The organism is Arthrobacter sp. G.S.26 (assembly GCF_050847375.1).
In the GTDB taxonomy this organism is placed as follows: Bacteria; Actinomycetota; Actinomycetes; order Actinomycetales; family Micrococcaceae; genus Arthrobacter.
This window is the reverse complement of record NZ_CP193752.1, coordinates 2,366,586-2,390,168: the sequence shown is the minus strand read 5'-3', so window position 1 is coordinate 2,390,168 and position 23,583 is coordinate 2,366,586. Positions and strand designations below refer to the sequence as shown.

The following is a 23,583-nucleotide window of genomic DNA, read 5'->3' as shown; positions in this document are numbered from 1 at the left end:
TCGCCCTGCCGGGGCTCCGCCGCGATGCTGGTGTTGTCTGCACCAGGCACCACCAAATGAGACAGGACAGGACCATGATCGATTCCATCACCGTCCGGGGCTATGTGGCCACGGACGTCAAAAGTTCCACCACAACCGGTGGATTCGCCACCGCCACGTTCCGCATGGCCTCGAGCGTCCGCAGGTTCGACGAGCCCAGCCAAACCTGGGTGGACAGCCAAACCAACTGGTATGAGGTCCAGGCCTACCGGCAGATGGCGGGAAACGTCGCGTGCAGCCTACGGAAGGGCCAGCCCGTGATCGTCGTCGGCAAACTGAAGATCCGCGACTGGGAATACGAAGGACGCACCTATTACGCAGTCGAAATCGATGCCGAGGCCATCGGCCAGGATCTGAGGCACGGTACGGCGAACTTCAGCAAAAACTCCGGCAGGCCCGTTCTGTCCCTGATGGAGCAGGCACCGCCGGACGACGAGTCGGACCCGCCGGGCCCTGCGGATAGGGATGGGGCCACCAACGCCGCAGATCCGTCGGTGCTCATTGAGGACACCGACGGCGGCCTCTCCAGCCTCGATCTGCAGACGGGGGAACTCGTCGACAACCGCCCCTGACCTGGGACCCGCCAGGGCCGGCAGCGCTGCCGTGGCAGAATGTCAGAATGCGGCTCAATCCTTCCCTCCGGCAGACCAACCACACCGGAGTCCACGGACGAGACCCACGTTCGGAAACGGCCAACAAGCCAGGCCGGACCCGGACAGCCGTCACCCTCGCTGTAGTTGCCGCGGTGCTTTCGGGCTGTGCCGGCGGCGCCACCGTTGGCACCCCGCCGATCGACAGTTCCCTCGCGGAAGCGGCGCAAACCGGTTCCCCGCAAACAGGTTCCCCGGAAGCGCCAACCTCATCGCAGTCCGCTTCGGCGCAGTCGCCACAGGCCGGCACACCAGCCGCGTCCCCGTCCGGTTCCGCGCAGGCAGCAGCCGCAACCGATGCCGTAAAGCAGTCAGTCACGGACGCCCTGGTGAGACTGGCAGCCGCGGCACCCAAGCCGGCCACCGAGCAGGTCACGGACGCCTTGACCGGATCCGGCGTCGCCCCGGGGGTCCTGGAGGTGTCCCAGAGCCGGACCCCCACGGGTCTGGCAGCCGACTCCATCGAAGCCGCCGTCCTGCAGGGCACGGATTGCATCATCGGCCAGGTCCGCGAGGGCGCCGTCACCGTTACCGTCCTGCCGGTACTGGCCAGCGGGAAGTGCTTCGCCGGGTCCTGATCCCGGCCGTAAATGGAAGTTATGCCCGCCAACCCAGTAGATTTGGAAGCATGGCGGAATTTATCTACACAATGACCAAGGCCCGCAAGGCTGTTGGCGAAAAACTCATTCTCGACGACGTAAGCATGTCTTTCTTCCCTGGCGCCAAGATCGGTGTCGTGGGCCCGAACGGTGCCGGTAAGTCCACCATCCTGAAAATCATGGCCGGACTGGACACCCCCTCCAACGGCGAGGCCCGGCTCAGCGCCGGCTACACCGTGGGGATCCTGCTGCAGGAACCGCCGCTCAATGAGGAAAAGACTGTCCTGGGCAATGTCCAGGAAGGCGTCGGCGAGATCTACGGCAAAATTCAACGCTTCAACGAAATCTCCGAAGAGATGGCCAGCCCCGACGCTGACTACGATGTCCTCCTCGAAGAGATGGGCCAGCTGCAGGAAGCCATCGACGCCGCCGACGCGTGGGACCTCGACTCCCAGCTGGAGCAGGCCATGGATGCGCTCCGCTGCCCGCCTGCCGATGCGGACGTCACCACCCTCTCCGGTGGTGAGCGCCGTCGCGTGGCCCTCTGCAAGCTCCTCCTGCAAAAGCCGGACCTGCTCCTCCTCGACGAGCCCACCAACCACCTCGACGCCGAGAGCGTGCTCTGGCTCGAACAGCACCTTTCGTCCTACGCCGGCGCAGTCCTGGCCGTAACCCACGACCGGTACTTCCTGGACCACGTGGCCCAGTGGATCGCCGAAGTGGACCGCGGCCACCTGTACCCGTACGAAGGCAACTACTCCACGTACCTGGAGAAGAAGCGCGCCCGCCTGGAAGTCCAGGGCAAAAAGGACGCCAAGCAGGCCAAGCGCCTCACCGAGGAACTCGAGTGGGTCCGCTCCAACGCCAAGGGCCGCCAGACCAAGTCCAAAGCCCGCCTGGCACGCTACGAGGAGATGGCAGCCGAGGCTGACCGGACCCGCAAACTCGACTTCGAGGAAATCCAGATCCCGCCGGGCCCGCGCCTGGGTGGCCTGGTCCTGGAGGCCAAGAACCTCCAGAAGGGCTTCGATGACCGCGTCCTGATCGATGGGCTGTCCTTCACGCTGCCCCGCAACGGCATCGTGGGTGTCATCGGCCCCAACGGGGTGGGCAAGTCCACACTGTTCAAAACCATCGTCGGGCTGGAACCGCTCGACGGCGGCGAACTGAAGATCGGCGACTCGGTCAAGATCTCCTACGCTGACCAGAGCCGCGGCGGCATCGACCCCAACAAAACCCTGTGGGAAGTCGTCTCCGACGGACTCGACTACATCCAGGTGGGCCACGTCGAAATGCCGTCCCGCGCCTACGTCGCCGCTTTCGGTTTCAAGGGCCCGGACCAGCAGAAGAAGGCCGGCGTCCTCTCCGGCGGTGAGCGCAACCGGCTGAACCTGGCCCTGACGCTCAAGCAGGGCGGAAACCTGCTCCTCCTCGATGAGCCCACCAACGACCTCGACGTCGAAACCCTCAGCAGCCTCGAAAACGCGCTGCTCGAATTCCCCGGCTGCGCCGTGGTGGTATCGCACGACCGCTGGTTCCTGGACCGGGTGGCCACCCACATCCTGGCCTACGAAGGTGACGAGGAGAACCCCTCCAAGTGGTACTGGTTCGAGGGCAACTTCGAGTCCTACGAGGAGAACAAAGTGGAGCGGCTGGGACCTGACGCGGCCAAGCCGCACCGGGTGACCCACCGCCGCCTGACCCGCGACTGATCAGCCCGCGGCAGACAGCACCGCTGAACCACCGAAGGACGGCCCCCGGAAGGGGTGCCGTCCTTCGGCGTTAAACCGGGACGCGCGCTATTGACCGGGCCGGGCGGCTTCGGACGGAACCCGGACCATGCCTTCCTGGGCCACGGACGCAACATGTTCCCCGGCCCGGTTGAAGATCTTCCCCGTGGCCAGGCCGCGCGCACCGTGCGCGCTGGGTGACTCCTGGACGTAGAGCAGCCATTCATCAACGCGGGCGGGCCGGTGCCACCACATGGCGTGGTCCAGGCTGGCCACGTTCATGCCGGGTGTGATCCAGCTCAGCCCGTGGCGCCGCAGGATGGACTCAAGCAGGGTGTAGTCGCTGGCGTAGGCCAGGGCGGCCCGGTGCAGGTTGGGATCGTCCGGCATGGGCCCGAACGTCTTCATCCAGACAGCATTCGTGGCCGCACGCTCACCCTTCGCCGACACGTACAGCGGCGGGTCCACGTGGCGGATGTCGAACGGCCGCTCGTAGGCCCAGTGCCGGGCCACGGGATGATCAAAACCGCCCAGCAGGTCCGCGGTGCTGGGCAGGGACTCCGGGTCCGGGATGCCTTCGGGCATGGCGGATGCGTGCTCCACTCCTTCGTCCTCCACCTGGAAGGACGCGATCATCGACAGGATGGGCACCCCGTCCTGGTAGGCGTGGACCCGCCGTGCGGAGAAGGACCGGCCGTCCCGGAGCCGCTGCACGCCAAAGGTGATGGGTTTGTTCGCATCGCCGGGCCGCAGGAAGTAGCCGTGCATGGAATGGACGGCCCGGCCGTCCGCCACAGTCCGGATGGAGGCGACAAGCGACTGCGCCAGGACCTGGCCGCCAAACACCCGCTGATGGGGCTGCTGCTGCGAGGGCCCCAGAAAAATATCCTCATCCGTCCGTGCGCCCTCCAGATGGCCAAGGTCCAGAAGGGTGATCAGCGATGAGGTGGGGTCACCGCTGGGTGGCGCCAGCAGTCCGGCTTCGGCTTCAGTCATGGTTCGACTCTAGACGGCGCCCCGAAGCGGCTCAACCGGACGGCAGCCGGTAGTGTTCTTGGTGTGTCTGATCTGCTTACGTCATCCTTCCGCTTCGCCGACCCGCGGGATCTCGCGGACCTGAAGACCTTCGCCACCCGCGCCAAGGCCATTGATGACGGCGCCATCCGGCTGCAGGCCGCCGGCACCGTCCTGGCCGCCTACGTCTGTGTGCTGCGGCCCCGCGCTCTGGGCGAATCGACGCCCACCATCCTGGGCCTGCGCACCATGGCGCTGGCCCAGCCGTCCGGCACGGACGTCACTGTGCCGATCAGCGCGGTCCTGGACCGGCTGGCGCGGGCGGGGGAGCACGACGTCGACCTGCCGGTTCCGCCGTCCACGGTCGCCGAATCGTGGACCGGAGTCAGTGCGCCCCGCGGCGGGTGGGAACGCATTGGCAGCATCAGCGACGCCGACCTGCGTGCTGCGGCCGAAGCCGGCATCACCGAAGTGGCGGGCATCGTCCCCGACAAACCAGGCGCCTTGATCGTCAACAACGCCCGCGCAGCCGTGTGGGGGCGTGACCTGGACGGCAGCGGGCTGCCGGCCGGGGCTGCCTTCGCCGCCCTGACCCTGGGTTTCCTCGGAACCGGGGAGCAGGCCCTGTTCCGGGCCGGCCGCTGGTTCCGGGTCTCCGGCGACCGCGGCCACGTGCTGGCCCGCACCGGCAGCGGCCTCGGCTGAACAGCGGCCCCGGCCGAAGCCGGCAACCGCGCCTGAACCGGGCCCCGGCCCCGGGCGCCTCGGCAGGCTACCGGCCCGGCCGCCCGGTCAGGATGAGGGGCTGTTGACCATGGACAGCGCCGCGCGCTCCATGTAGTCCCACAACGTGCCCTCGTACAACGGCGGAAGGGCCAGGGCGTCCACGGCAGTGCGCATGTGGAAGAGCCAACGGTCCTTGGCTTCGGGCGTGACCTGGAACGGCATGTGCCGCATCCGCAGGCGCGGGTGGCCGCGTTCCTCGCCGTACGTGGTGGGGCCACCCCAGTACTGCTCCAGGAACATCAGGAAGCGGCGCTTCGCCGGCGCCAGGTCCTCCTCCGGATACATGGGCCGGAGCAGCGGATCCGTGGCGACGCCGTCGTAGAAAACGTCGATCAGTTTCACGAACGTCCCGTGGCCGCCCACGGCGTCGTAAAAATTGTCCGTGTACCCGGGCTTGCTGAACGGATCGTTCTGCATCAGGGGCCGCTGCGGCTCCAGGGGGAGACTCATGCTATTCGCCGGCTTTCTGTTCGGTTTTGCGTGGTTCGGCGTACTCGGCCGGAGCCATCAGGCCCGCGGCGGGTTCCTGCACGGGGGCCACGTACCGGCCCTGGGACCTGTTACCCACCCGGAGGATTTCGCCGTTGCGGAGGTACCAGATGGCGCCGTCGTCGGACCGGACCCGGGTGATCCGCAGGCCCATGGACTCCACAACGCCCACAACTTCGCTGGTCTCGATGACGTCGCCGATGCCGTACTGGTCCTCGATGGTGATGAAGATCCCGGCAAGGAAGTCACGGATCAGCTGCTGGGCGCCGAAGCCGATGGCCACACCCAGGATGCCCACGCTGGTGAGCAGCGGCGCGATGTTGATGTCCAGGTTCTGCAGCACGTACATGCTGGTGATCACCACCACCAGCACCCCCACGATGCTGTTCAGCAGGGAACCGATGGTTTCCGCGCGCTGTACCCGCCGTTCGTGGTCGAGGGCACGCAGCGCCGGGGCCACCCACTTGAAGGTGCGTTTTTTGAAGAAGTTGCTGCCGGCCGCCACCCGCTTGGTGATGCGGGCAATCGCAAACGTGGCGATCAGCCAAAAGGCGATCCCGATGCCGATGCTGATGATTATTCCGGTGAGGCTGATGCCGTTGGGTTCTGACGCTGCGTTGGGAAGGATGGACATCATGCTGACCATAAGGGGGAAATGCTCCTTGGGGTGGGGGTCTGTTCGCTTTCAACATTAGCGCCGTACGGTGGACCAATGCGCATTCTTGTCCTGGGTGGTACCGCCTTCCTGTCCGCAGAAATCGTCCGGCAGGGGGTGGCCCTGGGGCACCGTGTCACCTGCCTGGCCCGCGGAACCACGCGGATCCCGCCCGACGGCGCCACCTGGCTTAAAGCGGACCGTTCACTGGGAGCGGAAGCCTATGCCGGGGCCGCCCGGCAGGACTGGGATGCGGTCATCGACGTGGCCCGCGACCCGGCCCTGGCGAAAGGCGCGCTGGCCGCCCTTGCCGGCCGGACTGCACACTGGACCTTCGTCTCCACCAGCTCCGTCTACGCCGACAACTCGGTCCCGGGTGCGGCGGAGGACGCCGCGCTGCTGCCGTCCCTGCCTGCCGGTGCGGAGGCCACACCGGAAACCTACGGTGCGGCGAAGGCAGCCATCGAGGCAGCCACCCTGGCAGCCACGGAAGGCCGGGCCCACCTGTGCCGGGCCGGGCTGATCAGTGGCCCGGGCGACAGCACTGACCGGTACGGCTACTGGCCGGGCAGGTTCGCCCGGGGCGGCAGCCCCGTCCTGGTCCCGGCCATCGCCGCCCACCCCACCCAGATCATCGACGCGCGGGACCTGGCGGCCTGGCTCCTGCAGGCAGCGGAGCAGGGGACCACCGGAACCCTCAATGCCATTGGGGACGCCGTCCCCTTCGGCAGCTACATCGAGGCGTCCCGTGCGGCGGCCGGCCACCGCGGCGGAACAGGGGAAGCTAACGTGGAGTTCCTGGCCGCGGAAGGCGTGGCGTACTGGGCCGGACCGGACTCCCTGCCGCTGTGGCTCCCGCCAGGAAACGACGGTTTTATGGCACGCAGCAACACCGCGGCGAAGGCGGCCGGCCTGACGCTGCGGCCCTGGCAGGAGACCGTCGAAGACACGCTGCTGGACGAGCGGCACCGCGGTCTGGACCGGCCCCGGAAAGCGGGGCTCAGCCCCGCCACCGAGGCCCGCCTGGTCGGCGCCCTCACGAACGGCCCCTAGGCCACCAGCGTCACCGGCCGGTGCTGCACCGGAAAGTTGACGCTCCGGGCGATGAAACACACCTTATTGGCTTCATGGTGCAGCGTTTCCGCCAGCCCGGCCTGCCCGGCGTCGGCCACGGTGACCTGAGGGTTCAGCGTCACGGACTCGAACTGGCCGCTGCCGTCCCGGTTCAGCCGCATCATCCCGGTGGCCTCATCGCGGTAATCCAGCACCGTCACGCCGTGCAGCACCGCCACATGCAGGAAGGACAGCATGTGGCACTGCGCCAGGGCAGCCAGCAGCAGCTGCTCGGGATTAAAGCGCTCCCGGTCCCCGTGGAACGTGGGGTCGGCCGAACCCTTGAGGACGGGCAGCCCGGGGATCAGCACGTTGTGGTCCCGCGAATAATCGCGGTACCCGGATGTTCCGGTCCCCAGGTTGCCCGTCCATTGGACCGCGAGGGCGTAGTGGTGCTCGTGCAGGTTCTTCACGGCCTGTCCTTCAGGCGTCCGCGGCACGGGCCCGCAGCGCACGCGCCACGGCGTCGCGGTTTTCCAGCATCATGCGGCGCAGCGCGGCGCCCTCCGCCGGAAGGCCGGCAAGGAACGCGTCCGTCCGGTCCACGGTGGCCTGCGTTGTCAGCAGGGCGGGGTAGAGGCCGACGACGATCTGCTGGGCGAGTGCGTGGGTCCGGTTTTCGACGATGCCCGGCACAGCCTCGAAATACTTTTCGGCGTACGGCTCGAGCAGGGACCGGTCCCGGACCCGCATGAACCCGGCCACCGCCGAGCCCTGCAGGGCGTTGGACAGGCTGCCCTTGACCACAATCGACTCCCAGGCTGCTGCCTTGGCCGCAGCCGTGGGGATCGCGGCCCCGGCCAGCGCCGCGGCGTTCTGCCCGCTGGCGGTGTTGTCGCGTGCCAGCTCGGCGTCGATTCCGTCCTGGTCCAGCCGGCCGCCTGCCACCAGCGAGGCCACGAGTTCCCAGCGCAGGTCCTGGTCAACGGCGAGCCCTTCCAGCGTGACCGAACCGGCCAGCAGCCCCGCCACGGTGTCCAGCTGAGTGGCGCTTCCGGCGTGGAGCGCAAAAGCCTTGATGAACTGCAGCTGGGCGTCGGAGCCGCCGGGCGCTTTGCCCGCGAGGTCCCAGAGTGTGTCTGCCGCCGCCACCGTGGTGGCTTCGCGGTGATCCCCGGAAACATAGAAGTTCAGCGCCGTCGCCAGTTGGCGGAGCTGGACCAGGATCACCGACGAATCGGTTTCGGCGGCGACGTTCGCCAGGATCAGCCCCACGTACTGCCGGGCCGGCGTCTGGCCGTCCCGGGCCGCGTCCCAGGCCGAGTTCCACACCAGGGTCCGGGGCAGGCTCTGGGCGAAGTCCTTGAGGTGGGCCGTGGCGGTGGCCAGGGACGCCGGATCCAGCCGGACCTTCGCGTAGGCCAGGTCGTCGTCGTTCACCAGCACCAGGTCAGGACGGGCCAGGCCCACCAGGGCAGGCACCTCGGTGCGGGGGCCGTCGACGTCCAGTTCCTCGCGGTGCACCCGCTCCAGCTTTCCGGCGGCGGAGAGGTTGTAGAAGCCAACGGCCAGCCGGTGCGGGCGGAGGGTGGGCCACTCCGGAACGGCAGTCTGGGCAATGGCAAAGGAGGTGATGGTGCCGTCGGCGTCCACGTCCAGTTCCGGGGTGAGCGTATTGACGCCCGCAGTTTCCAGCCACTGCTTGCCCCAGCTGTCCAGTTCCCGGCCGCTGGCCTTTTCCAGTTCCACCATGAGGTCGCTGAGCTCGGTGTTCTGCCAGGAATGCTTCGCGAAGTATTCGCGCACTCCGGCCATGAACTGCTCCGGCCCAACCCAGGCCACCAGCTGCCGGAGCACGGAGGCGCCCTTGGCGTAGGTGATCCCGTCGAAGTTCACCTCCACGTCCTGCAGGTCGTTGATGTCGGCGAAGATCGGGTGGGTGGTTGGCAGCTGGTCCTGGCGGTACGCCCAGGACTTCTCCACCGACGCGAACGTGGTCCAGGCACTGGTGAAGGAGGTGGCTTCCACCGCCGCCAGGTGCGACATGTATTCGGCAAAGGACTCGTTGAGCCACAGGTCGTTCCACCAGCGCATGGTCACCAGGTCGCCGAACCACATGTGCGCCAGCTCGTGCAGCACGGTGATGGCCCGGCGCTCCACCTGGGCGCCGGTGACCTTGCCGCGGAACACGTAGCCTTCCAGGATGGTTACCGCACCGGCGTTCTCCATGGCGCCCGCATTGAACTCGGGCACAAACAGCTGGTCATACTTTTCGAACGGGTAGGGGCAACCGAACTGGGCCTCGAAGAACCCGAAGCCCTGCCGGGTGAGCTCAAAGATGTTCTCCGCGTCGAGGTACTGCATCAGGGACTTCCGGGCGAAAACACCCAGCGGGATGACCCGCCCGTCGGAGCTGGTCACTTCGGACCGGACCGACTGGTACGGCCCGGCGATCAGGGCTGTGACGTAGGAGGACAGCCGCGGGGTGGGCGCGAACGTCCACACGGACCGAGCTCCGCCGTCGTCGCCGGGCTCGGCAGGCTCGGGCGCCGGGGTGGGGGAGTTGGAGATCAGGTCCCAGTGGGACGGGGCGGTGACGGTGAAGGCGAACGTGGCCTTCAGGTCGGGCTGTTCGAACACGGCAAACATTCGGCGGGAATCGGGAACCTCGAACTGCGTGTAGAGGTACACCTCGCCGTCCACGGGGTCCACAAACCGGTGCAGGCCTTCACCGGTGTTCATGTACGGCGCATCGGCCACCACGGTGAGCTCGTTCCGCTCCGCCAGGTCCGGCAGCTGGATCCGGACGCCGTCCGAGACCGTGGCGGGATCCAGGCTGCGGCCATTGAGGGTCACGCTGTGCACGGTGCGGGTAACGGCGTCAATGAAGGTGGATGAGCCGGGAACGGCCCCGAACGCCACGGTGGTGGTGCTGCCGAAGACCTCTCCGCCCCGGGTCAGGTCCAGGCTGACCTCGTAGGAATCGACGGTGATCAGGTCAGCGCGGCCGCGTGCTTCGGCGCGAGTCAGGTTCATGCCCGGCAAAGTGGTCCTCCAGAGAAGTTGGTGTGCCGCCGGCGGTGGCCGGCGTTGGCACTGATCATTCTTGCACTGCCTGCCCCCATGGCAAGTTGCGCCGGTCACAGCCACCGGCCGCGCCGGCCGGGACCTCGGGCGGCCAGGGCGGGAGTAGCGTTGGAGCATGGGAAAGTTCCGGGATTCGGTGGATGCCAAGGCGCTGCGCTTTGCGCTGGGGTTCCCTGTCCTCCTCGCCGTTGCCTTTGTGGTGTCCGCGTCCTTGCTGCGGCCTGACCTTCCGGAGCCGCTCGCCATCCGGTGGACGGCCGACGGCGGCGCCTCCTTTGCGCCGTTCGGCGCCTACGTGGGGTGGGGGGCAGCCCTGGTGGTGGCCTGCGGCTGGCTGGTTCTGCTCCAGGCCGTGCCGCTGAACAGGCCGGTGCTGATGCGGCGCATCATGATGGGCGCCGGGCTCTTCCTCGCCCTGTTCATCACCACGGTCCTGGCCGCCGGAATGGTAGGCCAGGCCGGCCTGGCGGACGCCCGCGACTCCCACGTCGACGCGATCGTCCTGGCCAGCGGCAGCGGCGCCGCCGTGGCACTGGGCGTCATCATGGCGTTCGTCTACAAGGCGGACCGGCAGTGGTCCCCGGACGATGACCGTGCCCTGCAGTCGGCGATCGCCCGCGAACTGGATCCAGAGCTGGCGGCGGACACCATCCGCTTCTGGGTGCACGCCCGCAGCTCGGTCTTTGTGATGATCGGCATCGGTTCCCTGTTCCCGGCGGCCCTGCTTGCCATCGCTGTCCCCTGGCTCGGTGCTGTCCTGGTGCTGGTTGCAGCCCTCGCGGCCGCTTTCCTCTTTGCCCGCGTCACCGCGGACCGGGCCGGCCTGAAAGTCCTGGTGGCCGGCGTGGTACCCGTGATGGACGTCCCCGCGGGGGCCATCGCCACCGCCGCCGCGTCGGACCTGAAAGCCGCCGACTACGGCGGGTGGGGCTACCGGCACCACCGCGGCACCGCAGCCCTGCTCGTCAGCAGTGGACCCGCCGTCGTCGTCCGCAAAACCGACGGCGGCAGGCTGGCCGTCAGCGGCGGCAGCCAGGCAACCGCCGCCAGGCTGGCCGATGTGCTCACCCGGGTGGCCGAACGGGCCAGGCGGAGCGGACCGACATCCGCCGCCGGGCAACCACCGTCCTAGTACTCTTGTCCTGTTGTTCCCTTGCTCCCGGGGCCGGCCGCAGCGCCCCCAAACCGAACGGATTCAAGCTCGTGACTTCTACTCCTGCCTACCCGCGGGTCCACATTGCCACCGACCACGCGGGCATGGAACTCAGCGCCCACCTGGTCCAGCACCTCACCGCAACGGGCTACGACGTGGTGGACCACGGACCCAAGGAGTACGACGCCCTGGACGACTACCCCTCCTTCTGCATCAACGCCGCCCGCGCCGTTGTGGCGGACCAGGAAGCAGGCGTCCACGCGCTGGGCATCGTGCTGGGCGGCTCCGGCAACGGCGAGCAGATTGCCGCCAACAAGGTCCGGGGCGTCCGGGCCGCCCTCGCCTGGAACCATTCCACGGCCACCCTGGCCCGGGAACACAACGACGCCAACGTGGTGGCTGTGGGCGGCCGCCAGCACACGGTCGAGGAAGCCACCGCCCTCATCGAGGCGTTCCTGGCCGAGCCCTTCAGCAACGACGAGCGCCACGTGCGCCGGATCGGCAAGATCGCGGCCTATGAAACCACCGGCGAGGTCATCGACTAGTGCCGGAAGGGCATTCAGTCCGGCGCCTGGCCCGGCAGTTCGGCGACGTCTTCACTGGCCAGGCCCTGACCGTAACCAGCCCCCAGGGCCGGTTCAGCGCCGGCGCCGCGCTGCTTGACGGCCACACCATGGTTGCCGCCGAAGCCCACGGCAAGCACCTGTTCCTGCACTTCGGGAACGCGCTGGTGCTGCACGTGCACCTGGGCCTGTACGGCGCGTGGAGCTTCGGCGGGGACAGCAGCTTCGCCGGTGCTTCCAGCATCGGTGCGCCCCGCAGGGTGGGGGAGCGGGAAACCACGGCGGACCCTGACGACGGCGGCCTGCCGTACGAAGGCCCGCCCGCTCCGGTGGGGGCCGTCCGGGTCCGCCTGGCCGGCCCCCACGGCTGGGCGGATCTCCGCGGCGCCACGACGTGCGAAACCATTACCGAAGCGGAGGTACAGGCCGTCCTGGACCGGCTGGGCCCGGACCCGCTGCGGAACCTCCGCGGCGATGCGGGCCGCTTCGCCGCGAACCTGGCCGGCCGGAAACCCGCCATCGCCACGCTCCTGATGGACCAGAAGATCATCGCCGGGGTGGGGAACGTCTACCGGGCAGAGGTGCTGTTCCGGCAGCGGCTGGACCCCTACCTTCCCGGCGGGTCGCTCAGTGACGCCGCCGCGCGCAAGCTGTGGCGCGACGTCGTCAGCCTGATGACCGACGGGGTGGCGGACGGCCGGATCATCACTACGGCCGCCAAATACTGGACCCGGCGGAACGGTAAAACCGGCCGGGTCAGGAGCGCGGACGGCACCTTGTCGCTGCCCGCGAAAACCGCTGCCATTCCCGTCCGGGCGGACGCGCACTACGTCTACAAACGCAACGGGCTACCCTGCAGGGTCTGCGGGACCGTGGTCCTGACCGCCGAACTGGTGGGCCGCAACCTGTACTGGTGCCCGGTCTGCCAGCAGTCCTGACGGCACGCCAAATACAAAAGGACCCCACAGGCGAGGGGTCCTTTTTGTTGGAGGGGACGACGGGAATCGAACCCGCGTAATCAGTTTGGAAGACTGAGGCTTTACCATTAAGCTACGTCCCCGAAGGAAGCTCCATTCCACTATGTACGTGGGCGGGAATCTTCGGGCTGGCTGTTCAAGCCGGATACAACTAAACCTAATCGATGGCCTACGTGTCAAATGTGCAAACTGGGCGCGTATCACCGTAGACTTGCCTGTGCACTTACGGGGTGTAGCTCAGCTTGGCTAGAGCACCTGCTTTGGGAGCAGGAAGTCGCAGGTTCAAATCCTGTCACCCCGACTCTGCCGCCCGGACCGCCAGGCCCGGACAGAAAAATGCGTTTGATTGACAATCCATCCCCCAACCCCAGGAGTACTTAGACCGTGAAGAGCGCTGTCGAGAACCTCACCCCCACGCGGGTCAAGCTCAATGTTGAGGTCCCCTTCGAAGAACTGAAGCCCAGCATCGACTCGGCCTACAAGACCGTTGCTTCGCAGATCCAGGTTCCTGGTTTCCGTAAGGGCAAGGTCCCCGCCAAGCTCATCGACCAGCGCGTCGGCCGCGGCTACGTCCTGGAAACCGCCATCAATGATGGCCTCAACGGCTGGTACCAGGCCGCCGTGCAGGAATCCGGCATCCGCCCGCTGAGCCGTCCCGAGGTTGAAATCACCGAGGTTCCGGACCCCACCGCCACCGACGGCGGCCTGAAGTTCGCCGCCGAGGTTGACGTCCGCCCCGAGATTGAACTGCCCGACTACGCCGGAATCACGGTCGAGGTTGCTGCAGCCGAATCCTCCGACGAGGACGTGGACAAGGCCCTGGACGAACTGCGCGGCCGCTTCGGCACGCTCAAGTCCGTGGACCGTCCCGCCGCCGACGGTGACTTCCTCACCATCGACATCACCGCCACCATCGAGGGCGACGATGTGGACACCGCGTCCGGGCTGTCCTACCAGGTTGGCGCCGGCACCATGCTCGAGGGCCTCGACGAAGCCGTCACCGGCCTCAGCGCCGACGAGGACGCCATCTTCAACACCACTCTGGTGGGCGGCGAGCACGCCGGCGAAGCAGCACAGGTCAAGGTTGTTGTGACCGCCGTCAAGGAACGCGAACTTCCCGAAGCGAACGATGACTTCGCTCAGCTCGCCTCCGAGTTCGACACCCTTGTTGAGCTCCGTGAGGACCTCGCCAAGCAGGCTGCCGACTCCAAGGTTGTTGAGCAGGGCGTCGAAGCCCGCGACAAGGTCCTGGACAAGCTCGTTGAGCTCGTTGAGGTTCCCGTGCCGGATTCGGTCGTCGAAGAGCAGCTCGAAGCCCACTTCAAGGAGGGCAATGGCCACGGTGAAGGCGAGCATGACACCGAGGAGCACCGCGAGGAGATCCGGGTCAACACCGCCCGCGCCTTCCAGAACGAAATCATCCTCGACGCCATCGCCGAAAAGGAAGAAGTGGACGTCAGCCAGAACGAGCTGATCGACTACATCGTCACCACCGCCAGCCAGTACGGCATGGACCCGAACCAGTTCGCCCAGATCATTGATCAGAGCGGCCAGGTCCCCATGATGGTTTCCGAGGTCCGCCGCCGCAAGGCACTGGCTGTTGTCCTCGGCCAGGCCACCGTGACCGACACCGACGGCAAGACCGTTGACCTGAGCGACTTCGTCCGCCCCGGCGGCGAAGACGAAGCTCCCGCAGCTGACGAAGCAGAGGCCGTAACCGCCGATGCCGAGGCTGCAGAAGCTCCCGCCGAAGATGAGAAGGCAGCGGCCAAGGCCTAGCCTTCAGCACCTTGTAACCAACGGCCCCCGGATCAATGATCCGGGGGCCGTTCGCGTTAAAGAGCCCCACGCAGCCCATGGTTCGCCGATCGTGCGCCGTCAGCGAACAGCCGTCGGTGCGCGAACAATTCGCCGCTGAAACGGGTTAGTGTCCAAGTAGTGATTTTCAGTGATGTCACCGTCACCAGTGAGAGGTAAGCAAACATGTCACAGCACCCACAGGCACCCCGGATGGCCACCGTCGATCCTGCAGCCCAGGATAGCTACATCTACAACCGCCTCCTCAAGGAGCGGATCATCTGGCTCGGCTCGGAGGTGCGTGACGACAACGCCAACGCCATCTGCTCGCAGCTGCTGCTGCTCTCCGCCGAGAACCCGGAAAAGGACATCTACCTTTACATCAACTCTCCCGGCGGCTCCGTGACGGCCGGCATGGCCATCTACGACACCATGCAGTTCATCCCGAACGACGTCGTTACTGTCGCCACGGGCCTGGCAGCCTCCATGGGGCAGTTCCTGCTCTCCTCCGGCACCAAGGGGAAACGCTACGCCACTCCCAACGCACGTGTCCTGATGCACCAGCCCTCGGGCGGCATCGGCGGTACCGCATCGGACATCAAGATCCAGGCGGAGCTGATCCTGCACATGAAGAAGGTCATGGCCGAACTGACAGCCGACCAGACCGGCCAGAGCGTGGAAACCATCCTCAAGGACAACGACCGCGACAAGTGGTTCACGGCTGACGAGGCCCTTGCCTACGGTTTCTTCGACAAAATTGCGGCGCACGCCGGATCCGTGGCCGGTGGCGGCGGAACTGCCAGCGGCAGCGGCAGCGACTCCGCCGCTTCGAACTAACCGGCACCCAGAAACCCAGATCAGGAGCTATGAACATGAACTACAACTTCGGGTGGTCTGCCGGAAATCTTCCGTCCAGCCGTTACGTCCTGCCCCAGTTCGAGGAGCGCACCCCCTACGGCTTCAAGCGCCAGGACCCGTACACCAAGCTCTTCGAGGACCGCATTATCTTCCTCGGTGTGCAGGTTGACGACGCCTCCGCCGATGACGTCATGGCCCAGCTGCTGGTGCTCGAGTCCACTGACCCGGACCGCGACATCACCCTGTACATCAACTCCCCGGGTGGATCGTTCACGGCCATGACGGCCATCTACGACACCATGCAGTACATCCGGCCCGAGATCCAGACCGTGTGCCTGGGCCAGGCCGCCAGTGCCGCAGCGGTCCTGCTTGCGGCGGGCACCCCGGGTAAGCGCCTGGCGCTGCCCAACGCCCGCGTCCTGATCCACCAGCCGGCACTGTCCGGCGGGCAGGGCGGGCAGGCCTCGGACCTCGAGATCCAGGCTGCCGAAGTGATGCGGATGCGCTCCTGGCTTGAGGACACCCTGGCCCACCACTCGGGCCGGACCTCCGAACAGGTCAACAACGACATCGAGCGCGACAAGATCCTGACCGCAGCCGAGGCGCAGGCCTACGGATTGATCGACCAGGTCCTTGACTCCCGAAAGATCAAGGCACAGGCAATTACCAGGTAGCAGTTCGGCCCAAGGCCGGTGGGACCGCCGTCATTTGGCCCCACCGGCCTTTGCCTTCCACCCTTTGGGACCGAATGTGACCTAGAGTGGAAGGTGTCACACCGGCCATGCCGGGTGGTGAAGATTCCAGCATCGGCGCAAGGCTGCCCGGCAGCAAGATTCTAAAAGGGGTTTCCATATGGCTCGGATTGGCGAGAGCACGGATCTGCTGAAGTGTTCTTTCTGCGGAAAGAGCCAGAAGCAGGTGCGCAAGCTCATTGCCGGGCCAGGTGTCTACATCTGCGATGAATGCATTGAACTCTGCAATGAAATCATCGAAGAGGAACTGGCCGAAGTAGCAGACCTGGGCAGTTTCGAGCTACCGAAACCCCGTGAGATCTTCGACTTCCTGCAGGAATACGTCATCGGCCAGGAACCCGCCAAACGGTCCCTCGCCGTCGCCGTTTACAACCACTACAAGCGGATCCAGTCGGGCCACGCCCCGAAGGCCGGAAGCCTCGCCGAAGGCGGGCACCACGACGACGTTGAGATCGCCAAGTCCAACATCCTCCTCATCGGGCCCACCGGCTGCGGGAAGACCTACCTCGCCCAGACCCTGGCCCGCCGGCTGAACGTCCCGTTCGCCGTCGCGGACGCCACCGCGCTTACCGAGGCCGGTTACGTGGGCGAGGACGTCGAGAACATCCTCCTGAAACTCATCCAGGCCGCCGATTACGACGTCAAAAAGGCCGAGCAGGGCATCATCTACATCGACGAAATCGACAAGATCTCGCGCAAGAGCGAAAACCCGTCCATCACCCGTGACGTGTCCGGTGAAGGCGTCCAGCAGGCCCTGCTGAAAATCCTGGAGGGCACCGTTGCGTCCGTTCCGCCGCAGGGTGGCCGGAAGCACCCGCACCAGGAATTTATCCAGATCGACACCACCAACGTCCTCTTTATTGTTGCCGGCGCGTTTGCCGGCCTTGAAGAGATCATCGGCTCACGCTCCGGCCGCAAGGGCATCGGCTTCGGCGCCCCACTGAACGAAGCCAGCAAAAAAATCGATTCCTACGGCGAGGTCATGCCGGAAGACCTGCTGAAGTTCGGCCTGATCCCCGAATTCATCGGCCGCCTCCCCGTGATCACCACGGTCTCCAACCTCGACCGGGACGCCCTGATCCAGATCCTTTCCACACCCAAGAACGCCCTGGTGAAGCAGTACCAGAAAATGTTCCAGATTGACGGCGCCGAACTGGTGTTCGACGACGCCGCCCTGGATGCCATCGCGGACCAGGCCCTGGACCGGGGCACCGGCGCCCGCGGCCTGCGGGCCATCATGGAGGAAGTCCTCCTGCCCGTGATGTTCGACCTTCCCAGCCGGGAGGACGTAGCCAGCGTGGTGATCACCGCTGACGTTGTTCTGAAGGGCGCCGAGCCAACCCTCATCCAACACGTCACCAAACGCCGCAAGTCCGCCTGACCGGTTCAACCCCCCACATCAGTTGTGGCTGCCCCCTGCGCAGCCGCCCGTTACTGAAGGACCTTCCCATGACTGAATCCGCCAAAAACACTGCCGACTTCTGGTTCGATCCGCTGTGCCCGTTTGCCTGGATCACCTCGCGCTGGATCGGCGAAGTCGAAACCGTCCGCAACATCGAAACCAAATGGCACGTGATGAGCCTTGCCGTCCTGAACGAGGGCCGGGACCTGGACCCCAAGTACCGGGCGTCCATGGACAACGCGTGGGGAATGGTCCGGGTCATTATTGCGGCCCGGGAAGCCCACGGCGAATCCGTGGTCAAGGCCCTTTACGATGCCATGGGAACGCTGATCCACGAAGGTGGGGAGAAGGACCGCTCCCTGGTCATCACCAAGGCGCTGGCCGAATGCGGCCTCCCGGCCGGCCTGGCTGACGCTGCGGATACCGACGCCCACGACGCCAAACTCCGCGCCAGCCACGAAGAGGGCATCTCCCTGGTGGGCCAGGACGTTGGCACCCCCGTGGTGGCATTTAACGGCACCGCGTTCTTCGGCCCTGTCCTTACCCGCATCCCGCGTGGCGAGGACGCCGGGAAACTCTGGGACGCCACAACAGCCCTGGCAGGCTTCCCCTACTTCTTCGAACTGAAGCGCAGCCGCACGGAAGACCCGCAGTTCGGCTAAACCACCTCCACCCCAACTGACTCGCAGTTGTTGTCGTTTTGAGCCCTCATAACGACAACAACTGCGAGTCAGTTGGGGCACAAGAGCCCCGGCAGAACTACTCTCGTGTAGTTCTGCCGGGGCTCTTGCCATTGGTCCAGGGCAGGACCACAATTGCAGGTACCACCTTCGAAAGAGGGAGGACGCAGGAACCAAAGATCCAGTGATATGCATCTGACGCAGCCCTTGGCACAGCCGGATGCAAGCTGCCAGTGACGTGGCAGGAAGACCTGGAAATCGGCGGATCCTGCCAGACCATCAAGCGTCACCGGATGGCCGAAAAGTCGAAGCCCCACCAACGGCAAAACGCTGATGGGGCTTCCCCTTTGCCCGGATATACCCGGAATGAGCCGGCTTAGGCCTTGGCGGGCTCCTCGGTGGGCGCCAGCTCCACGTCGGTGACCGTGAGTTCGCCGTCACCCACCACCAGCGTGATGTCGCGGGCGTTGGAGGCTGCCTTGAGGTCCTGCAGGCCGGCTTCCAGCTGGGCGGTCAGCGCTGCGGAGGCGGAGATCGTGGCAGCGAGCACTTCCGTGCGCTGCTTGACCTTGGCCTCCGACTTGGCCTTGCGGACGCCGCTGAGCGCGACCCCCACCGTGGCCAGCATGGTGGTGTCCCCCCCGGGAACCTCCAGTGCGGCCGGCCACGGCGCGCGGTGCACGGAGCCGGTGCGCCACCAGCCCCAGACCTCTTCGGTGGCGAACGGCAGGAACGGGGCGAAGAGCCGCAGGAGGGTGTCCAGCGTGGTGGCCAGCGCCGCGAGCACGGAAGCCTGCTCGGTTTCGCCGGCAGCACCGTAGGCACGGTCCTTGATGAGCTCCACATAGTCGTCCGTGAACTGCCAGAAGAAGCTCTCGGTGATCTGCAGGGCACGGGCGTAGTCGTAGTTGTCGAAGGCCTTGGTGGACTGCTCCACCACCGCGGCAAGCTGCGCCAGCAGGGCCCGGTCCAGGGGGTTGGACAGGACGGAAAGGTCACCGGTAACGACAGAGTCCTCCGTGGCACCCAGATTCAGGACGAACTTGGAGGCGTTGAGCAGCTTGATGGCCAGGCGGCGGCCGATCTTCATCTGCGCAATTTCGTAGGCAGTGTCCGCTCCAAGCTTGGCGGAGGCGGCCCAGTAGCGGACCGCGTCCGAGCCGTAGTCGTTCAGGACGTCGGTGGGAACCACCACGTTGCCCTTGGACTTGGACATCTTTTTGCGGTCCGGGTCCAGGATCCAGCCGGAGATCGCCGCGTGCTTCCACGGTGCCGTGTTGTGCAGCGCGTCCGCGCGGACGGCCGAAGAGAACAGCCAGGTCCGGATGATGTCGTGGCCCTGCGGACGAAGATCAAACGGGTACACCTTGGCCAGCAGGTCCTCGTCCCGGCTCCAGCCGCCCACAATCTGCGGGGTGAGCGATGAGGTTGCCCAGGTGTCCAGCACGTCGGCGTCGCCGGTGAAGCCGCCGGCAATGTCGCGCTGGTCTTCCCGGTAGCCCGGCGCGGCGTCCGCGGCGGGATCCACCGGGAGCTGCGCATCCGCCGGCAGGATCGGCGCGTCGTAGTCCGGGTTGCCGTCCGCGTCCAGCGGGTACCAGACGGGGATCGGCACGCCGAAGAACCGTTGACGGGATACCAGCCAGTCACCGTTCAGCCCGGAGATCCAGTTCTCGTAGCGGGAGCGCATAAATGCCGGGTGGAAGTCGATGTCCTGCCCGCGGCTGATCAGTCGTTCGCGGCGGTCGGCATCGCGGCCGCCGTTGCGGATGTACCACTGGCGGGAGGTGACCACTTCGAGGGGCTTGTCGCCCTTTTCGAAGAAATTCACCGGGTGCATGATCTTTTTGGGTTCGCCGTCCAACAGGCCGGCTGCGGTGAGCAGTTCCACAACGCCTTCCTTGGCGCTGAAGACCGTCTTGCCGGCAATCTTTTCGAAGGCCTCCCGGCCGCCCGGGGTGGTGATCCACTCAGGGGTCTCGCCGATGATGCGGCCGTCGCGGCCCACGATGGCCCGGGTGGGCAGCTGCAGTTCACGCCACCAGGTGACGTCGGTCAGGTCACCGAAGGTACACACCATGGCGATGCCGGAACCCTTGTCGGCCTTGGCCAGCGGGTGCGGGCGGACTTCTACCTCGACGCCGAAGACCGGGGACGTGACCTTCTTGCCGAACAGCGGCTGGTACCGTTCGTCGTCGGGGTTGGCCACGAGGGCGGCGCAGGCAGCCAGGAGCTCGGGGCGGGTGGTCTCGATGTAGATTTTGTCGCCGTCTTCGGTGAAGAAGGGGTAGCGGTAGTAGGCGCCGGCAACTTCGCGGTCCTCAAGCTCGGCCTGGGCCACTGCGGTGCGGAACGTGACGTCCCACAGGGTGGGTGCCTCGGCCATGTAGGCGTCGCCGTTGGTGAGGTTGGCCAGGAAGGCGCGCTGGGACACTGCCCGGGAGTTGTCATCGATGGTGCGGTAGGTCAGGTTCCAGTCCACGGACAGGCCCAGGGTTTGGAAGAGGTTCTCGAAGACCTTCTCATCCTCAACTGCCAGTTCCTCGCACAGTTCGATGAAGTTGCGGCGCGAGACAACGTCGAAGTCGCGCTGGTTTTTGGCGGGCTCGGCCGGCGGGCGGTACCCGGCGTTGTACGGAATGGCCGGGTCGCAGCGGACGCCGTAGTAGTTCTGCACGCGGCGTTCGGTGGGCAGGCCGTTGTCGTCCCAGCCCATGGGGTAGAACACGTTTTTGCCGGTCATCCGCTGGTAGCGGGCCAGGACGTCGGTCTGGGTGTAGGAGAACATGTGGCCCACGTGCAGGGAACCGGAGGCCGTGGGTGGGGGAGTGTCGATCGAGTAGACCTGCTCCCGGGTGGTGTCGGGGTTGAACTTGTAGGTTCCTTCGGTGAGCCAGCGCTGCGTGAGGGCAGCTTCGAGGCCTTCGAGGGCCGGCTTGTCCGGAACGTTGATGGGCGCGGTGGTGGGCGTGTCTGTACCCTGTTTATCTTCAGCCATGTGCCAATTGTTCCATGCTTGCCCGGAACGGAGCGGCGTTGCGCCGGCCGCCGGGCGGCAGCCGGCCCGGTTCATCGGGCGACACACTTTTGCGGGCCCCCGTTAGGGTGGTGCCATGACTGACGAATCACAGAACAGGGCAGCCCTAGTGACCGGTGCCAGCACGGGAATCGGCGAGGCGACAGTCCGCGCCCTCCGCGCACAGGGCTGGACGGTTTTCGCGGTGGCCCGCCGCGCTGACCGGCTGGCGGCGCTCCAGGACGCCACCGGCGCCATCGCCGTTCCCGCGGACATCACCGCGGACGACGACGTGTCCCGGCTGGTTGCCCATGTCACCGCTGCCGGGGGCATCGATACCTTGATCAACATCGCAGGCGGCGCCCGGGGGGCGGACCGCATTGCCGACGCGGGCACGGAAGACTGGGAATGGATGTACCAGGTGAACGTGGTGGGCACCATGAAACTCACCCGCGCCTTCTTGCCCATGCTCCGGGCCACGGGGGAGGGAACGGTGCTGAACCTGACGTCCACTGCCGGGCTGGTGGCATACGAGGGTGGTGGCGGCTACAACGCGGCCAAGTTTGCCCAGCACGCCATGACCGGAGCCCTGCGCCTCGAGGAGGCTGAGCACAACGTCCGCGTGATCGAGGTGGCCCCTGGCCTGGTCTACACCGAGGAGTTTGCCCTCAACCGGCTCGGCGACGAGGCTGCCGCAGCCAAGGTCTACCAGGGCGTGGAAAAGCCGCTCACCGCCGACGATGTGGCCGACGTGGTCCGGTATGCCGTCAGCGCCCCGCACCACGTGAACCTGGACCAGATCGTCATCCGTCCCGTCGCCCAGGCGGCCAACCACAAACTGATCCGCAAAGGCTGAGCCGACCGCTGTGCTTACAGTGGCCACGGGCGGATCAGGGGGCCGGCAGCACCAGATCCGCCACCAGGCCGGCATGGTCGGTGCCGGGAAGGATGAAGCTCTCGACGTCTGTCACCTTCACCCCGGCACTGACCAGGACGTGGTCCACGGCGACGAACGGTGGCACCTCCGAGTTCACCGGCCAGGTAGGCGCCAGGCCCTTGCCCACGGCGTGGGCTGCATCCGTGAGCCCGCCAGCCAGCAAGGCCCGGAACTCACGGTGGTCGGCGCTGGAATTGAAATCGCCCATCAGTACCGTGGTACCGGCCGGCCCCTGCGCTGGCAAGGTCCCCAGCTGGCGCAGCTCCTGCCGCCAGTTCCAGATGAGCCCAGGGCGCGGTGACTGGACGTGGACGGCGGTCAGCTTCACCGGGGCATCCGTTCCGGGGATTGAGGCCACTGCCCGGCTTTGATGGAATTCCGTTCCCGGGACCCGCCGGCGGGGTTCCATGGCGTACTTCGAAAACAATCCGCTGCCCACCCCCACCCAGTCAACGTCCACTGACCGGTAGGGGAACAGGTCAGCCACACCCGCTTCCACCAGGGCTTCCAGGCCCTGCGGCGCCAGTTCCGGAAGGGCCAGGATGTCTACCTCCCGGTTCCGGGCTTCTGCCAGGAGCCGGGCGGCGTCCACCCCTGACTCGCCGACATTGAGGGTCATCACTCGAAGGCCAGGTCCGGGTCCCGGCCCGGCAACCTGAACCGGGCCTGCCGCCCGGGCTGCCGGGATGGCCCGGGGCAGGACAAGGGCTGACTGGGCCGTCAGCAGGGCAGCCAGCAGGAGGGCCAGGACAAGCTGGCCGCCGGCCCGGTGGTGGCGCCTTGTGCCCGCCCACACCGCCAGCAGCGCCAGGCCCAGTGCAGCCGCGGTCAAGGGCAGCGTGGCCGGCAGCGCCGAGACCAGCTGGATCCACGGCGTGCCCACCTCCCAGGGAAAAAGCCGCACCCCCAGAAGCAGCGTGCCCGGCAGGCCAAACAGCACCGCGCCGGCGGCTGCCATGGCTGATGACCAGCCCAGGACTGCAGGCAGCGGTTTCCCCGGCGAGGGCAGCGGGGACCCAAACGTCTGCATGGCCCCAATATTTGTCCACAATTGCCCACGATCCCGGACAATTGCGGCAATCTTGCGCCAGCGGTCCGGGAAATGGCCACGGATGCGGCAGGAATAGTAGACTGGGCAACGGCTATGACCCGGCAATCACCGGTGAGCTTCCGGAAGAACGCGCAACCGGCCCGGTTCGGGTTGGCAGTGCCGGTAGAACCGGACGGGTAAGCCCGTCACAGCAGTAATGAGTGGCCGGCGCTCCGGCTGTTCCCCAGGGAACAGGCTGCGCCGGTAAGTGAGGTGGTACCGCGGTTCACGCACGGTCTTCAGGCCATGCGGCAGC

The 23,583-nt window shown here is 66.5% G+C and carries 21 protein-coding genes and 2 tRNA genes; 15 read left to right on the top strand and 8 right to left on the bottom strand.

The genetic code is table 11. From position 1 onward, the window contains the following. The first annotated feature begins 74 nt into the window (after window positions 1–74). Genes ssb through ettA form a run of 3 tightly spaced genes read left to right on the top strand, consistent with a single transcriptional unit; the run spans window position 75 to window position 3,000 of the window. Window positions 75–611 (top strand): single-stranded DNA-binding protein, encoded by a 537-nt coding sequence (ssb, locus tag ACRB8A_RS10880; RefSeq protein WP_056597792.1) that lies wholly within the window; start codon window positions 75–77, stop codon window positions 609–611. Between the two features lie 47 nt (window positions 612–658). Further along, window positions 659–1,267 (top strand): DUF6993 domain-containing protein, encoded by a 609-nt coding sequence (locus ACRB8A_RS10875; RefSeq protein ID WP_285240116.1) that lies wholly within the window; start codon window positions 659–661, stop codon window positions 1,265–1,267. Between the two features lie 50 nt (window positions 1,268–1,317). After that, the gene (gene ettA, locus ACRB8A_RS10870; protein WP_050684738.1) at window positions 1,318–3,000 is read left to right on the top strand and encodes an energy-dependent translational throttle protein EttA; all 1,683 of its coding nucleotides are present in this window, start codon (window positions 1,318–1,320) and stop codon (window positions 2,998–3,000) included. Window positions 3,001–3,087: 87 nt separating this feature from the next. On the opposite strand, the gene ACRB8A_RS10865 is transcribed toward ettA, so the two are convergent. Further along, the gene (locus tag ACRB8A_RS10865) at window positions 3,088–4,014 is read right to left on the bottom strand and encodes an acyl-CoA thioesterase (RefSeq protein WP_432244693.1); all 927 of its coding nucleotides are present in this window, start codon (window positions 4,012–4,014) and stop codon (window positions 3,088–3,090) included. Between the two features lie 63 nt (window positions 4,015–4,077). Here ACRB8A_RS10865 and ACRB8A_RS10860 point away from each other — a divergent pair, with 63 nt between their 5' ends. Continuing rightward, window positions 4,078–4,737, top strand: a complete 660-nt coding sequence (locus ACRB8A_RS10860) for a hypothetical protein (RefSeq protein ID WP_050684736.1) — start codon at window positions 4,078–4,080, stop codon at window positions 4,735–4,737. Between the two features lie 87 nt (window positions 4,738–4,824). On the opposite strand, the gene ACRB8A_RS10855 is transcribed toward ACRB8A_RS10860, so the two are convergent. Further along, window positions 4,825–5,268, bottom strand: a complete 444-nt coding sequence (locus ACRB8A_RS10855) for a globin (RefSeq protein ID WP_050684735.1) — start codon at window positions 5,266–5,268, stop codon at window positions 4,825–4,827. A 1-nt stretch (window position 5,269) separates the two neighbouring features. Next, entirely contained in the window at window positions 5,270–5,953 is a 684-nt protein-coding gene (locus ACRB8A_RS10850) for a mechanosensitive ion channel family protein (RefSeq protein WP_050684734.1), read from the bottom strand. Window positions 5,954–6,019: 66 nt separating this feature from the next. Between ACRB8A_RS10850 and ACRB8A_RS10845 the strand changes: the two genes are divergently transcribed. Continuing rightward, window positions 6,020–7,015, top strand: coding sequence for an epimerase (locus tag ACRB8A_RS10845; RefSeq protein ID WP_432244692.1), 996 nt, complete (start codon window positions 6,020–6,022; stop codon window positions 7,013–7,015). Here ACRB8A_RS10845 and ACRB8A_RS10840 read toward each other — a convergent pair. Both ACRB8A_RS10840 and pepN read right to left on the bottom strand, forming a co-directional pair. Beyond that, window positions 7,012–7,488 (bottom strand): OsmC family protein, encoded by a 477-nt coding sequence (locus ACRB8A_RS10840; protein WP_432244691.1) that lies wholly within the window; start codon window positions 7,486–7,488, stop codon window positions 7,012–7,014. The two genes, ACRB8A_RS10845 and ACRB8A_RS10840, sit on opposite strands and share 4 nt — an antisense overlap. 10 nt (window positions 7,489–7,498) lie before the next feature. Next, window positions 7,499–10,051, bottom strand: a complete 2,553-nt coding sequence (gene pepN, locus ACRB8A_RS10835; RefSeq protein ID WP_432244690.1) for an aminopeptidase N — start codon at window positions 10,049–10,051, stop codon at window positions 7,499–7,501. A 166-nt stretch (window positions 10,052–10,217) separates the two neighbouring features. On the opposite strand from pepN, the gene ACRB8A_RS10830 reads away from it, so the two are divergent. From ACRB8A_RS10830 to ACRB8A_RS10820, 3 genes are all read left to right on the top strand, one after another. After that, the gene (locus ACRB8A_RS10830; protein WP_432244689.1) at window positions 10,218–11,234 is read left to right on the top strand and encodes a hypothetical protein; all 1,017 of its coding nucleotides are present in this window, start codon (window positions 10,218–10,220) and stop codon (window positions 11,232–11,234) included. Window positions 11,235–11,305: 71 nt separating this feature from the next. Further along, window positions 11,306–11,800, top strand: a complete 495-nt coding sequence (locus tag ACRB8A_RS10825; protein ID WP_432244688.1) for a ribose-5-phosphate isomerase — start codon at window positions 11,306–11,308, stop codon at window positions 11,798–11,800. Continuing rightward, window positions 11,800–12,756 (top strand): Fpg/Nei family DNA glycosylase, encoded by a 957-nt coding sequence (locus ACRB8A_RS10820; RefSeq protein ID WP_432244687.1) that lies wholly within the window; start codon window positions 11,800–11,802, stop codon window positions 12,754–12,756. Before ACRB8A_RS10825 ends, ACRB8A_RS10820 begins: the two co-directional genes overlap by 1 nt. 48 nt (window positions 12,757–12,804) lie before the next feature. On the opposite strand, the gene ACRB8A_RS10815 is transcribed toward ACRB8A_RS10820, so the two are convergent. Next, a tRNA-Gly gene (locus ACRB8A_RS10815) sits at window positions 12,805–12,878 on the bottom strand. A 143-nt stretch (window positions 12,879–13,021) separates the two neighbouring features. On the opposite strand from ACRB8A_RS10815, the gene ACRB8A_RS10810 reads away from it, so the two are divergent. The 6 genes from ACRB8A_RS10810 to ACRB8A_RS10785 all read left to right on the top strand — a co-directional run bounded on the left by ACRB8A_RS10810 (window position 13,022) and on the right by ACRB8A_RS10785 (window position 18,266). Next, window positions 13,022–13,096: transfer RNA gene (locus ACRB8A_RS10810), tRNA-Pro, on the top strand. An 83-nt stretch (window positions 13,097–13,179) separates the two neighbouring features. Then, window positions 13,180–14,574, top strand: coding sequence for a trigger factor (tig, locus tag ACRB8A_RS10805; RefSeq protein WP_050684728.1), 1,395 nt, complete (start codon window positions 13,180–13,182; stop codon window positions 14,572–14,574). A gap of 231 nt (window positions 14,575–14,805) precedes the next feature. After that, the gene (locus tag ACRB8A_RS10800) at window positions 14,806–15,429 is read left to right on the top strand and encodes an ATP-dependent Clp protease proteolytic subunit (protein WP_050684727.1); all 624 of its coding nucleotides are present in this window, start codon (window positions 14,806–14,808) and stop codon (window positions 15,427–15,429) included. Between the two features lie 35 nt (window positions 15,430–15,464). Continuing rightward, window positions 15,465–16,124, top strand: a complete 660-nt coding sequence (locus ACRB8A_RS10795; protein ID WP_050684778.1) for an ATP-dependent Clp protease proteolytic subunit — start codon at window positions 15,465–15,467, stop codon at window positions 16,122–16,124. Window positions 16,125–16,302: 178 nt separating this feature from the next. Further along, entirely contained in the window at window positions 16,303–17,583 is a 1,281-nt protein-coding gene (gene clpX, locus ACRB8A_RS10790; protein WP_050684726.1) for an ATP-dependent Clp protease ATP-binding subunit ClpX, read from the top strand. A gap of 68 nt (window positions 17,584–17,651) precedes the next feature. After that, on the top strand, window positions 17,652–18,266 hold the full coding sequence (locus ACRB8A_RS10785) for a DsbA family protein (RefSeq protein WP_432244686.1): 615 nt from the start codon (window positions 17,652–17,654) through the stop codon (window positions 18,264–18,266). Between the two features lie 394 nt (window positions 18,267–18,660). Here the strand turns inward: ACRB8A_RS10785 and valS are convergent, their stop codons facing one another. After that, window positions 18,661–21,282 (bottom strand): valine--tRNA ligase, encoded by a 2,622-nt coding sequence (gene valS, locus ACRB8A_RS10780; RefSeq protein WP_432244685.1) that lies wholly within the window; start codon window positions 21,280–21,282, stop codon window positions 18,661–18,663. 115 nt (window positions 21,283–21,397) lie between these two features. Here valS and ACRB8A_RS10775 point away from each other — a divergent pair, with 115 nt between their 5' ends. Then, window positions 21,398–22,156, top strand: coding sequence for an SDR family oxidoreductase (locus ACRB8A_RS10775; protein WP_432244684.1), 759 nt, complete (start codon window positions 21,398–21,400; stop codon window positions 22,154–22,156). Between the two features lie 34 nt (window positions 22,157–22,190). Here ACRB8A_RS10775 and ACRB8A_RS10770 read toward each other — a convergent pair whose 3' ends face one another. Beyond that, complete coding sequence (locus ACRB8A_RS10770) at window positions 22,191–23,267, bottom strand: endonuclease/exonuclease/phosphatase family protein (RefSeq protein WP_432244683.1); 1,077 nt, start codon at window positions 23,265–23,267, stop codon at window positions 22,191–22,193. Window positions 23,268–23,583: the final 316 nt, after the last annotated feature.

Coding starts and splice junctions, on each gene's coding strand:
- ssb (WP_056597792.1), top strand. CDS start 75: ATGATCGATTCCATCACCGTCCGGGGCTATGTGGCCACGGACGTCAAA.
- ACRB8A_RS10875 (WP_285240116.1), top strand. CDS start 659: ATGCGGCTCAATCCTTCCCTCCGGCAGACCAACCACACCGGAGTCCAC.
- ettA (WP_050684738.1), top strand. CDS start 1,318: ATGGCGGAATTTATCTACACAATGACCAAGGCCCGCAAGGCTGTTGGC.
- ACRB8A_RS10865 (WP_432244693.1), bottom strand. CDS start 4,014: ATGACTGAAGCCGAAGCCGGACTGCTGGCGCCACCCAGCGGTGACCCC.
- ACRB8A_RS10855 (WP_050684735.1), bottom strand. CDS start 5,268: ATGAGTCTCCCCCTGGAGCCGCAGCGGCCCCTGATGCAGAACGATCCG.
- ACRB8A_RS10850 (WP_050684734.1), bottom strand. CDS start 5,953: ATGGTCAGCATGATGTCCATCCTTCCCAACGCAGCGTCAGAACCCAAC.
- ACRB8A_RS10845 (WP_432244692.1), top strand. CDS start 6,020: ATGCGCATTCTTGTCCTGGGTGGTACCGCCTTCCTGTCCGCAGAAATC.
- pepN (WP_432244690.1), bottom strand. CDS start 10,051: ATGAACCTGACTCGCGCCGAAGCACGCGGCCGCGCTGACCTGATCACC.
- ACRB8A_RS10830 (WP_432244689.1), top strand. CDS start 10,218: ATGGGAAAGTTCCGGGATTCGGTGGATGCCAAGGCGCTGCGCTTTGCG.
- ACRB8A_RS10800 (WP_050684727.1), top strand. CDS start 14,806: ATGGCCACCGTCGATCCTGCAGCCCAGGATAGCTACATCTACAACCGC.
- ACRB8A_RS10795 (WP_050684778.1), top strand. CDS start 15,465: ATGAACTACAACTTCGGGTGGTCTGCCGGAAATCTTCCGTCCAGCCGT.
- clpX (WP_050684726.1), top strand. CDS start 16,303: ATGGCTCGGATTGGCGAGAGCACGGATCTGCTGAAGTGTTCTTTCTGC.
- ACRB8A_RS10785 (WP_432244686.1), top strand. CDS start 17,652: ATGACTGAATCCGCCAAAAACACTGCCGACTTCTGGTTCGATCCGCTG.
- valS (WP_432244685.1), bottom strand. CDS start 21,282: ATGGCTGAAGATAAACAGGGTACAGACACGCCCACCACCGCGCCCATC.
- ACRB8A_RS10775 (WP_432244684.1), top strand. CDS start 21,398: ATGACTGACGAATCACAGAACAGGGCAGCCCTAGTGACCGGTGCCAGC.
- ACRB8A_RS10770 (WP_432244683.1), bottom strand. CDS start 23,267: ATGCAGACGTTTGGGTCCCCGCTGCCCTCGCCGGGGAAACCGCTGCCT.